Source organism: Zavarzinella formosa DSM 19928 (genome assembly GCF_000255705.1).
Lineage (GTDB): Bacteria > Planctomycetota > Planctomycetia > Gemmatales > Gemmataceae > Zavarzinella > Zavarzinella formosa.
In genome coordinates this window covers 385,458-395,789 of the sequence record NZ_JH636440.1, presented here as the reverse complement: position 1 = coordinate 395,789, position 10,332 = coordinate 385,458, and the positions used below count along the sequence as shown (strand labels likewise).

General features: G+C 58.1%; 13 protein-coding genes. 2 read left to right on the top strand and 11 right to left on the bottom strand.

The genetic code is table 11. The features are described from left to right. The 7 genes from BGIM_RS64800 to BGIM_RS0112450 all read right to left on the bottom strand — a co-directional run. A partial coding sequence (locus BGIM_RS64800) for a hypothetical protein (RefSeq protein WP_040888804.1) occupies positions 1-269 on the bottom strand: 269 nt, incomplete at its 3' end. A gap of 211 nt (positions 270-480) precedes the next feature. After that, on the bottom strand, positions 481-1,818 hold the full coding sequence (locus BGIM_RS0112480) for an outer membrane protein assembly factor BamB family protein (protein ID WP_063607886.1): 1,338 nt from the start codon (positions 1,816-1,818) through the stop codon (positions 481-483). Between the two features lie 35 nt (positions 1,819-1,853). Then, positions 1,854-2,087, bottom strand: coding sequence for a hypothetical protein (locus BGIM_RS0112475; RefSeq protein WP_029629985.1), 234 nt, complete (start codon positions 2,085-2,087; stop codon positions 1,854-1,856). Positions 2,088-2,114: 27 nt separating this feature from the next. Then, a complete protein-coding gene (locus BGIM_RS0112470) occupies positions 2,115-2,612 on the bottom strand; it encodes a tetratricopeptide repeat protein (RefSeq protein ID WP_020470104.1) in 498 nt (165 codons plus the stop codon). 5 nt (positions 2,613-2,617) lie between these two features. Further along, positions 2,618-3,292, bottom strand: a complete 675-nt coding sequence (locus BGIM_RS0112465) for a hypothetical protein (RefSeq protein ID WP_020470103.1) — start codon at positions 3,290-3,292, stop codon at positions 2,618-2,620. 218 nt (positions 3,293-3,510) lie between these two features. Continuing rightward, positions 3,511-4,536, bottom strand: a complete 1,026-nt coding sequence (locus tag BGIM_RS50070) for a Kelch repeat-containing protein (RefSeq protein WP_052639785.1) — start codon at positions 4,534-4,536, stop codon at positions 3,511-3,513. A gap of 122 nt (positions 4,537-4,658) precedes the next feature. Continuing rightward, positions 4,659-5,603, bottom strand: coding sequence for a DUF1559 domain-containing protein (locus BGIM_RS0112450; RefSeq protein WP_020470100.1), 945 nt, complete (start codon positions 5,601-5,603; stop codon positions 4,659-4,661). A gap of 382 nt (positions 5,604-5,985) precedes the next feature. Here BGIM_RS0112450 and hemP point away from each other — a divergent pair, with 382 nt between their 5' ends. After that, positions 5,986-6,162: a hemin uptake protein HemP gene (gene hemP / locus BGIM_RS60310; RefSeq protein WP_020470099.1), complete on the top strand. Its 177-nt coding sequence runs from the start codon at positions 5,986-5,988 to the stop codon at positions 6,160-6,162. 74 nt (positions 6,163-6,236) lie between these two features. Continuing rightward, complete coding sequence (locus BGIM_RS50065; RefSeq protein WP_020470098.1) at positions 6,237-7,049, top strand: GDSL-type esterase/lipase family protein; 813 nt, start codon at positions 6,237-6,239, stop codon at positions 7,047-7,049. Positions 7,050-7,219: 170 nt separating this feature from the next. Here BGIM_RS50065 and BGIM_RS0112435 read toward each other — a convergent pair whose 3' ends face one another. From BGIM_RS0112435 to BGIM_RS67090, 4 genes are all read right to left on the bottom strand, one after another. After that, on the bottom strand, positions 7,220-8,383 hold the full coding sequence (locus BGIM_RS0112435) for an alpha/beta hydrolase family protein (RefSeq protein WP_020470097.1): 1,164 nt from the start codon (positions 8,381-8,383) through the stop codon (positions 7,220-7,222). 133 nt (positions 8,384-8,516) lie between these two features. Continuing rightward, entirely contained in the window at positions 8,517-9,278 is a 762-nt protein-coding gene (locus BGIM_RS0112430) for a 3-keto-disaccharide hydrolase (RefSeq protein ID WP_020470096.1), read from the bottom strand. 137 nt (positions 9,279-9,415) lie between these two features. Next, positions 9,416-9,817 (bottom strand): cytochrome c, encoded by a 402-nt coding sequence (locus BGIM_RS0112425; protein WP_020470095.1) that lies wholly within the window; start codon positions 9,815-9,817, stop codon positions 9,416-9,418. 183 nt (positions 9,818-10,000) lie between these two features. Further along, a partial coding sequence (locus BGIM_RS67090) for a transposase (protein WP_020474142.1) occupies positions 10,001-10,332 on the bottom strand: 332 nt, incomplete at its 5' end.

The following is a 10,332-nucleotide window of genomic DNA, read 5'->3' as shown; positions in this document are numbered from 1 at the left end:
CCCCCCGCCGGCTCCAACGCCAGCATCCGGTCCCGCACCAGAGCCAGCGGCGGCCGTTGGCGAAGGCCCTTGCGGCCGAGAAACCGGCTGATCTGGGCGCGATGACGCGGCTCCGAGGCCACCGACCCCGAGGCTTGCGAGGCGCTCATGCGCCCCCAATGCAAACAAAACGCCGCCACGCAACGAATCACCAGGCCGAGCGCCCGGGGACTCAGGCCGGCCGGACGAAGAAACTGTTTGATTCCGGGGAGTCCTTCTTGCACAATCATGACCGAGACTCCTTCCGGTTGGTGATCACCCGGCCTCACGGCCCAACCGATCCGGCCGGGGGAGTCTCGTTTTTCTATCCCGGCCCACTCTCCTCAGCAAAAAGCGCAACTTCAAAACGCGCCAGCGAGGGTACCGCGACTTCCAGTGATTCAACGATTACCCGACGGGCGATGGCCGTTTGAAATTCATCACCCATCGCCGGGACTATCCTTACTTCCCAATCCGATACAACGAAGTCCCGGTGCGGACGAAGAAAGCACTGTCGGCAGCGGCCACTCCATACAGGACTGGGTCGGCGTAATCGCCGCCGGAGGACCGGGAGCCTTCTTTTTCTTCGGTCTTTGATTTCGGCTTCGGCGTGTCTGTCCACAGTTTGTTGGTGGCGATCACTTCAAAAGATTTCCCGGCTTTCAACACAGTGGTTGTGCCGTTTTTGCCGAAGAAATATACGCGATCACCGGCGGCGATCGGAGAAGCCCAGCATGGTCCGGCGGTGCGTTCGGAGAACAGCGATTTGCCGGTTTGCAGATCATGTCCGGAGATGACGCCCACTTCGTTGACAAAATACGCAACCCCTTGATGGGCCAGCGGCGTGGCATAACTGGCCAGTCCGGGCTTGGCCGTCCATTTGACGGTGATGCCGGGCTTGCCGTCGGCGGAGGTCAGGCTCAGGCAGCAGTTTGATTTCGTTTCCTTGGCCGATTCTTTGCCGCCTCGATTGGCCCCGGCGCCCACCAACACCACGTCTCCCAGAACGGAGGCCGATGGAATAGTGTTCCCCGTGACATCATCGACACGCCAGACTTCTTTGCCCGTGTCGGCGGCATAACCGGCCACGCTTCCGTTGCTGCTGGCCACCACCACCGGATGCCCGCCGGTCATGGCGATCACCGGCGATGTCCACGACATTTTCCCGGTGCGATCGGTCTTCCATTTCGTCTTGCCGGTCGCCTTTTCCACGGCCAGCAAGTAACAGGGGCCGGCATGATCGATTAGCAAGAAAAGCGTGTCGGCCGTCTGGGCCGGGGAGGAGCCGACGCCGTGGCCTCCCTTGAACTCGCCATGATCGGTCACCAGCGAACGCTCCCAACGAACCTTGCCCTCATGGGTGAAGGCGATCAGATTGCCCCCCTCGAAGAAGGCGTACAAGCCATTGGCGTCCGCGCAGGGCGTCGGTGCTCCGCGACTGATCGTGTAGCCCCACTTGGCTTTTTGGGTGGTCTCGAATTCATGCCGCCAGAGTTCTTTGCCGGTGGTGGCGTCATATGCCAGGACGAAGCCTTTTTCTCGGTTGTCACCACTGACCGCCGTGACGTACACATGATTCCCCCAAACCACCGGGGCGGACTGGCCGTAACCCGGCAGGTCGATCTTCCAGCCGATGTTCTTGTCCGGCGCCCATTCGGCCGGGAGGTTTTTCGCCGGGGTGACTCCGTCTCCGGCGCCTCGGAAGGCGGGCCAGTTTGCCCCCGGCGATGACTCAGCCGACACGGAAGACACAAGGACGATCAACGCAATGGGAGACAGGATTCGAGGGTGGTTCTTCATGTGAATTCCAAAATATGTCGGGCGTTTGGCAATGGTCATTCGCAGCGGGAACAAGGGCCGTCGTGGTCCGGGTCTTCCCGGAGATAGTCGAGGGCGATTCGGCATTCGCGTTCTCGGTGGTCGTCGCCGGCCCAAGCGAAGACGGGGAGCATTAGTTGAAGCCAGTGCGGACAGTCGATGCCAGCCACTTGGATGCTTTCGGCCACGCGGTAGGCGGCCGAGAAGTCTCCGGCTTGGGCGAGGCAGGCCGAGAGATTGAGGCGATACATCTCCACGTCCGGGGCCAGTCTCATTGCTCAGGTGAGCGGGTCGGTGGCTTCGTGGACCGGCCGGCCCAATCGTCGGCGATAGAAGGCGATTCCGAACCAAGCCGGATGGTAGTCCGGCCGTAGTTCGACGAGCTTTTCGCAGACCAGCAAGGCGGCCTCGTTTTCCCCGATCCGGCCCAATCCGGCCGCGAGGCGGGGCATGAGCGGAACCGGGAAACCGGGGCAGTCGGCCAGATGCTTATAGACCGTGCGGGCCAAATCTGGTTTATTGGCCCAAGCATAAGCGGCCGCGAGGGCCAGTTGGGCCAGTGGTTGCAAGGGGACATAAAGGCTGGCCGTCTCCAGCGGCGAGAGGGCGGCTTGGATCTCGCCGCGCATCCAGTGGGCCAGCCCGAGGATTTCCCACAGGCGGCCGGTGTCCGGATGTTGGTCCAGCCCCCGGTGACAGACCCGGATGGTTTCCGGAAAGTCGTCCTCGTGGAAGCATTCCAACGCGGCGTGAACGAACTCATCGGGAGACGGCATGGGTTTTACTTTCCTGACGCCGGGGCGTCGATGACCAAGGTGGCGTAGGTGCGGACTTCCTCGTATTTCTTGCCGCCCAGTTCTCCGGCGGTTTGCTCGGAAATCTTGGTCCACAAACCATACCGGCCGGCGGCGGCGAATGCGGGGGTCGTGCCTTCCTTGTTGGTCTTCACCTTTTGCTTCGTGCCGTCGGGCAACATCACATTCACCTCGGCCTCGGCCACCGGCTTCCCGGCGGCGGTGACGACGAACTTCAACTCGCCCGCCTTGCCGGTGGCGGCGACTTCAAGAGTGGCCTTTTCGTCTGCCTTGCCCGCGAACGGATCGCCAATGACGGCCTTCGGCTCGTATCGGAGCAGGTAGGGCTTGGCGTCCCCTTTTTGCATCACGCCGTAGTCCACATGCCCGACCAACACGCGGTTGCCGCTGCCGGAAACTGTCGCCACGAGGGAGTGCTTCTCAGCCTTCCACGTCAGCGGGGTGAGCTTGCCATCGGCCCGAAGGTGAAGTTTCATGCCGTTGAGTTTTTCAATCGGGACGTTTTCATCCGGACCCAGATCATCGCTGAAGACGACTTGAGCGGTGCCGCCGCTCTTCTCGGGGACGATGAACGCAAAATGGCCTTGGGCGACGGCCACGATGGATAGGGCCAGCGCGGAGACGGATAGAGCTCGGAACATCAGAAGATCTCCTGATTATCAAGGGTGGTAAGAATCGGGGCTGAGGCACAGGCTGGGCAAATATGTGGCTGTGGTTTTGATCACTGGCCAAGTTCCCAAGAGCCCCATTGCGTTAGCGATGGGGGTTGTTTTCTGCGTATGACAGTTACCCCCACCGCTGACGCAGTGGGGCTCTTGGGTTTAACAACTTGCGTGAGGCAAAACCAAAGCGGATGGGCTTACTGAACTTTTTCAGCCGTTGCCGGCGCGGAAACTTTGCCAACGGTTGCGGGGACGATCGCTTCCAAGGAAGCCAGCATCCCGGCGGGGGAGGCGCCGGCCACCACGATCAGGTTCTTGCCGTGGCCGACCATGCGGGCCACGAAACGGCCTTGCTTGAATTCGCCAACGGTTTCCCAAGCGTCTTTCTTTTCCGTCATCCGGTAAACTTTGCCGTCTTTCGGGGTCAGGTAGAGCTTGCCGTCGAGCGTGGCGGCTGACGGGGAGAAGGCGTTCATCTTGTCGCCGGGGATGGCCGGGCCGGTGGACCAGGTGGCCGACTTCGGATCATAAATGTTGATCCCGGCGTCCGTGGACTTTTCGCCCAAGCCGCCGATCACGCACACCTTGCCGTCGAAGGCGGCCATCGTCAGGGCGCGGCGTTGGAACGGTTGCTTGACGATCTCCCACTTGGCCCCGGTCTTGGACAGGTCGAGGGACAAGCCGTGATTGAGCCACACAGACTTGCCGGCGGCGGAACTGCCGTTGAGTTGCCAGCCGCCAAAGACGAACAGGGTGTCGCCGACGACGATGGCGTCATGGGACGACCGGGCTTCCGGCAGCGGTTCCGCTTCGGCCCATTTGCCGGCCTTCGTGTCGTACACCGAGACGCTCGCCAGCGAGCGGATGTCCGTCTTTTCTTCTTTCTTGTTCATGGGCTGCAAGCCGCCGACGCGGTAAATCTTGTCGCCGTGAGCCACAAGGGCGGTTCCCTGCACGGCGACGCCGCCGTCAAGCTTTTCCCATTTTTCGGGTTTCAGCAGGTTCAGCCGGTGGAAGTCGCCGGAGGTGGTGTCCGACGAGTAGGTGTGAGCCTTGCCCGCGTGACCACCGTAGGCGTACAGATAATCGCCGACGGTGACGGCCCCGAAGCTAGAGACGCCTCGGGGAAGTTCCGGCAGGGCGGCGGTGGCGGCCGCCGGGGATTCAGCGCTGGCCGCGAAGGGAATCGCGGCCAGCAGGGTGATGGCAAACAGTCGATTCATTGAAATCATCCTTTGAAGTACAGTCTGGTGAATATTGTCTTCGACAAAGAAACGGAAAGCGACGAGAAAACGGACCTCGTGATCCGGCGGTTTATCCCCGCCGCTTTCCGTGGTTTCGAGGATTAGAAATCGGTGAGGACTTCGCCACCGGCCCGCGTTCCGAGGGAGGCGTAGGTCGTGGCGTTGATCGAATCGCGGACGAACCGCACGGAGCCGTCACCCAAGGCGAAATTCACCCCGCCGGTGTGTTCGCTGCGGAAGGTCCCGTAGTTCGCCCCCGAGTAAACACCGTCGTGTTTGTTGAGCGGGGCGAAAGTGCCGGTCCAGTTGTACAGATAGCCGTATGCCCAGACAGGCCCGTAAGCCGAAGAAACCCCGGCCGGTTTGAAGTCGCATTCGCCGACGAGGAAGGTGTTGGAAGTCCCGTCCGTGATGCCCGCGATGTTTACTTGCGAATTGCCCCATTGGTCGCGCTGGGTGGGATCCGCCGAGTAGGCCTTGTTACGAATCGGGACAATCACCCCGTCACACGCCAAACTCGCCCATGATCCGTAAGTGGCTTCGTAACACGTCGGTGTGCCGGCCGAGAAGACATAACTCGACGGGGCGCGGGTCTCGGGGGCGGTTCCAAGTGATCCGCCGTTGGCGGCTGAGGGCTGAGACATGGAGGGGCAGGTGTAGGTCTTGATCGGCATCCGCTGAAGCATGTCGTTGGTGTAGCCGTCACCATCGGAGTCATCAGTGCTGTTGCGGGGGAGTTTCGGGTTCCACTTTTTGGCCACGTTGTCCTGTTCGAGGAACGGCATCAATTGAATCCAGCCGGTGACGTAACTCGCGGTTGATTCGCCCGTCTGGAAGTACATGACCGCATACGGGAATTTTTCGTAGGTGTCGTGGTATCCGTGAGAGGCGAGGGCGATCTGCTTGAGGTTGTTGGAACACTTCATGCGATTCGCGGCTTCGCGGATTTTCTGCACGGCCGGCAGGAGCAGGCCAATGAGAATGGCAATGATCGCAATCACCACCAAGAGTTCGATAAGGGTAAAGGCTCGACGAGACGTTCGCATGCGCGACACTCCTTTTGGGATGGTGAGGTGCATGGCGAACGGAAGCGGAAGAACCCGCGGCGGGAGCTGAGCAATCTCAAGTTGTCAAATTTTCACTGAGACAATGTCTCAGCAGTAATGAAACAATAACAGTACGCTTTTGGGACGGCAAGTAACCAGCGAAAAATTGACCAGAACGGGGAAGAACATTTGATGATTAAGTCTTTGTTGTGCATAAACTTCCGGACTCAATTCAGCCAAGGCAAATTCTCTTGATTGAGATTTGGTTTTCGCGAAATCAATGATCATTTGACTAATTGTTGGCAAATTTTCCTTGTTGACACTGTGTCTCAACAGAGTTAGAACTAGTTCGGTGCGATATCCAAGGACCGAGTCAAACCCGATGACCGACCATCACGAATCCGACGAGGATCAAACCAACGAACCGCAGAGCGGCGACGCCCCGGTGATTGATGTCTCGCAGCTTTTCGGCGAACGGCGGGAGATCTGCCTGGAACTCGATGGCGTGCGCTACCGTCTCCGCATCACCCGCCGGAACAAACTCATTTTGCAAAAGTGATGAACTGCTTTGTTGCATTCGTCTAACCCGCGTGGTTGAATAATCCCTCCAATCCAACACCGGGAGTTTTTCAGATGACCAAGTTTCGTTTGCTGGCAGGCGTGTTCGCCTTCGCGACCGCCATCACCCTCGTCGGCGTCGCCGAGGAGCCTAAGAAGGACATCAAGACCGAAACCAAGCAGGAAGCCAAGACCGAACCCAAAGATCCCGCCAAGAAGGACACCCCCAAGAATAGCGCCATCGTTCCCAACGAACGGAAGGATGCCAGGTCCGTCAAATTGCATTTGAGCTTTGTGGAGAGGGCGAAAAAGGGGGATGTTCAAGTGTTGTTTCTCGGTGATTCGATTACCGAAGGCTGGGGTAACAGCGGCAAGAAGGTGTGGGCAAGCACCTACGAATCAATGAAGGTGGCCAACTTCGGCATTGGCGGGGACAAAACCCAGGACGTTCTCTGGCGGCTCACCGAAGGCAAGGAACTGGAGGGGATCACCCCAAAGGTCTGCGTGCTGATGATCGGCACGAACAACGCCGCATCGAACACAGCCGAACAAATTGCCGAAGGCGTGAAGGCTGACGTGGCCGAACTTCGCAAGCAACGCCCGGAAATGAAGATTCTTTTGCTGGCCGTGTTCCCGAGGGCAAGCGGGTTTAAGGAAGAAGTGGCTCCCAAGGAAAAACAGAACCCGAAGATCGGCGAAATCAACAAGATCATCTCGAAACTGGATGACGGCAAGATGGTGAAGTATCTCGACATCGGGCCGAAGTTCCTCAACGCCGATGGCGGCTTGGAAAAGGCCGTCATGCCGGATATGCTGCATCTCTCCGAAAAGGGCTACCAAATCTGGGCTGACGCGATCAAGGAACCGCTGGCTGATCTCTTGAAATAGGGTTTAGGGTTTAGGGTTTAGGGTTTAGGGTTTAGGGTTTAGCAGAAAACGACAAAGGGCCGGTTCCATTTCATGGTGGAACCGGCCCTTTGTCGTTTAATTGGAAGTTTGTTCCCACCCCAAACTCTGTTTCCTAAACCCTAAACCCTATCCCTTAAACCCTAATTACTTCATCGACTGGTCATGACCGGCGACCGGGGGATGAGTTTGGTTTCGGAAGCATTGCGCTTGGTGTCGTCTTTGCCGAAGTCCTGGCCGACCTTGGCAATGTTGGTGAGTTGATCGACCAGTTTCGTTTTGATGCCCGCGCTGTCGGCGGCGTCCATCATGTCAAAGCCGGTCGGGGTTCCCTTCATCTTGGAATTGTCAACTTCGACGAAGTATTTGAACTTCCGTTTCAATTCATCGTCCGAGCCGGTCACCCATCGGTTGACGATCGCTTTGGATTTTCCAGGGCCTTCAGTCTTGCCGTAAACGGATACGATGGCCATCCGGCGATCAATATGCTCCACGGCTGATTTCGTGTCCGGATCAATCAGGTTCTTCAATCCCCGGTTGATTTGGATGCCGGCGACCACTGAGTTTTCGTTCGGAGAAAAAGCAACGATGCCCGCGTAATCCTTGGCGGCCTTGGTCGGATCGATGACGGCGGCCACGTTTTGTTCGGGGAAAATCGTGTTGCGGTGCGCTTCAATGGCGATGAAGCCGAGAGCCGTTTGGTAGCCCTCTTTTTCCGTCACAATCCAGATGCGGTTGGTGTTGCAGACCCTGGAGTCGTTCTTGCGATCCAGGAAAAAGCGGGCGGCCTGCAAATCGTTGTAGATGGCGTCCTTTTGGCGATCCCCAAATGTTTTGTAGTTCAGCCCGACTTTTTCGACGGTGGCCCTTTGAAACGAGCCTTTGTTGAACTGGTCCGCAAAGAACTGGCTGCCGTCCGCAAGAATCCGCTCGCCGCGACCCTTCAGGTAGAAGGGGTCCGGAAGGGGCTCTTTGCCTTTGGGGGCCGGGCCGTTCATGCCGCACCCGCGAAAATCGAACAGCAGCACCGCAAAACCTTTGGCCTGCAAGGCCTCGGCCAGTTCGATCATTTGCTTGTTGACGACCCCACCCGGCCGAGGGAACATCATCACGGCATCCGCGCTTTGTTTGTCCTTCGCGGGATACCACATGGCCCCGATGGCCAGGCCGTCGCTGGTCGGAAAACTCAGAACGGTGTCGGGAACGTCGTCTTTTTTGTCTTTGTCTTGGGCAATGATTTTCCCGGAACTGGCCAGCCCGGCCATTCCCGCCAGAGCGAGCACGCCAAAAGCGAATCGGCGTCGAAGAGAGAGCATGTGTTGAATCCTCCCCGATCCGGGGGGTTAGAAACGAAAGAACTGTTGTTGACGATGTTACCACATTATACAACCCGATTCATCGGGTTGTGTTGGTCAATTTGGAAGGCGAGGGGCGGCCGGGGAACGACGCCTATTTTCCAAGTTCCTTCACGCGAATGTTGCGGTATCGGACGAATTCCTTGGTGTAGTCGCCGCCGCCGTGGACTTGAAGGGCGATGCCACCCTTGTCGGCCAGACGCTTTTCTGTGTCCTGAAATTCCATGAATTTCACTCCCTTGATCCAAGTGGTGATCTTCGGCGGGTTGCCTTCGATGCGTGCCCGCAATTCGTTCCATTCGCCGTGCTTCCAGAATTCAGGCCACTTTTCCGGGGCCACTGGCAGTTTGAAGGGAGCTTCTTTCGGCTTGATCTCGGTCACCTTTGCCCCGAAATCAAAGTTGCGGACGTGTGGTTTGCCGCCGATGCCCTCGCCATAAACGCCCATCAGATTTCCGTTGGCGTGGTAATCGATCATCGCCTGATAGCACTTTCCGGTGTCCGTGCTGCGGAGGAACAGGCCGCTATCCGGGCCGAAGTCGTTCTTCATTTCCAGAACAACCTCAAAGTCCCCGTATTCCTTCTCGGTGATGATGATCCCGCCGTTGCCGGGCACGTCCTGCGAACCGACGATGGCTCCGTCTTCCACAATCCATTTGCCACCGGACTTGTTTTTGGTGGTTCCGCTGTGCCCGGTCTTGGCGCTTACCTTCCAACCCGTGAGCGTTTTGCCGTCGAAGATTGAGACAAATCCTTCAGTAGAAGGTTTGTCCTCAGCCAATCCGGCGCCTGGCCGGCAAAGGAGGGCGAGGCTGAACAAGCCGCCGAGGAACATGAGAGACGCCAAAGAACGCATGGGAGATTCTCCAATTTCGGAATGCGGAAGCGGGATTGTAAACGAGTTTGAAGTGACATGCGAACAAAAACACCCGCCCCGGATTGCGTGTGCAAAACCGGGACGGGTGTCATGTTCCGAAAGCGGAAAAACGTTACTTATCGGTGGGCTTCGTGGCACACTTCGCAGGATTCCGACAGCTTGCCGTAAGCGGTGTCGGCGGCCTTCTTGTCCTTCTTGGTGGCGGCGGCGTTCAGTTCCTTGGCGGCGGCGTCAAATTCCTTGCAGAGCTTTTCCCAGCTCTTGGAGTCGCCCTTTTCCGGCTTGGTGGCGCCGAGCTTGCCGGTCGCTTCCGCATACTTCTTGGTTTCGGCGGAAACCTTTTCCCAATCCGTTTCCGGAGTGGCGAGCAGCTTCTTCAGCACCTTGTGGGCTCCGCCCTTGCCCCCGGCGATCGTCTTCATCAAACCTTCGATGTCGTTTTCGGCATTCGCCGTGCCCGGCAAAACGGAGACCATCAACAGCCCGGCAATCATCATCATGGCAGCGTAACGCAACATGCCCGCATACTCCAAGGAGAGGAGACCTCGTGGGGGGAAACAACCGAGGCCATTCTAGGGGGCGGACGCTTTGATTGACAAGGACTCGATACAAGGACTTCATCAAACATTAAGATGAAAGATAAAAGGAAATCGGGCCTGTAATTTCTTTTGTGTCAGGGTTGTAGGGAACGGTAGTTGCAGTCACTGGCCGGTGGCCTTGGGCATCCGGCCTTCAAACATCACGGCGAAGTGGTTCAAGGCTGCCTTCCAGCCAACGATGGGCATCGTCCACTTCTTCGATGCCTCATGGATCGCCAGGTAAACCAGTTTCAGCGCCGACTCCGCGTTCGGGTACTGCTTCCGGTTCCGCGTGAACTTCCGGATCACGCTGTTCACCGACTCAATCGCATTCGTCGTGTAAATCGCCTTGCGGATCGCGGGAGGGAACTCGAACATGGCGATGATGTCGTTCCAGTGCAGCCGCCATTGCCTTCCGATGGTCGGATATTTGCCGCCCCACGTTTGCTCGAACT

Excerpts from the sequence above, each read along its gene's own strand:
- BGIM_RS0112480 (WP_063607886.1), bottom strand. The coding sequence starts at position 1,818 with ATGAAGAACCACCCTCGAATCCTGTCTCCCATTGCGTTGATCGTCCTT.
- BGIM_RS50070 (WP_052639785.1), bottom strand. The coding sequence starts at position 4,536 with ATGAATCGACTGTTTGCCATCACCCTGCTGGCCGCGATTCCCTTCGCG.
- BGIM_RS0112465 (WP_020470103.1), bottom strand. The coding sequence starts at position 3,292 with ATGTTCCGAGCTCTATCCGTCTCCGCGCTGGCCCTATCCATCGTGGCC.
- BGIM_RS0112425 (WP_020470095.1), bottom strand. The coding sequence starts at position 9,817 with ATGTTGCGTTACGCTGCCATGATGATGATTGCCGGGCTGTTGATGGTC.
- BGIM_RS0112430 (WP_020470096.1), bottom strand. The coding sequence starts at position 9,278 with ATGCGTTCTTTGGCGTCTCTCATGTTCCTCGGCGGCTTGTTCAGCCTC.
- BGIM_RS0112435 (WP_020470097.1), bottom strand. The coding sequence starts at position 8,383 with ATGCTCTCTCTTCGACGCCGATTCGCTTTTGGCGTGCTCGCTCTGGCG.
- BGIM_RS0112450 (WP_020470100.1), bottom strand. The coding sequence starts at position 5,603 with ATGCGAACGTCTCGTCGAGCCTTTACCCTTATCGAACTCTTGGTGGTG.
- hemP (WP_020470099.1), top strand. The coding sequence starts at position 5,986 with ATGACCGACCATCACGAATCCGACGAGGATCAAACCAACGAACCGCAG.
- BGIM_RS0112470 (WP_020470104.1), bottom strand. The coding sequence starts at position 2,612 with ATGCCGTCTCCCGATGAGTTCGTTCACGCCGCGTTGGAATGCTTCCAC.
- BGIM_RS0112475 (WP_029629985.1), bottom strand. The coding sequence starts at position 2,087 with ATGTATCGCCTCAATCTCTCGGCCTGCCTCGCCCAAGCCGGAGACTTC.
- BGIM_RS50065 (WP_020470098.1), top strand. The coding sequence starts at position 6,237 with ATGACCAAGTTTCGTTTGCTGGCAGGCGTGTTCGCCTTCGCGACCGCC.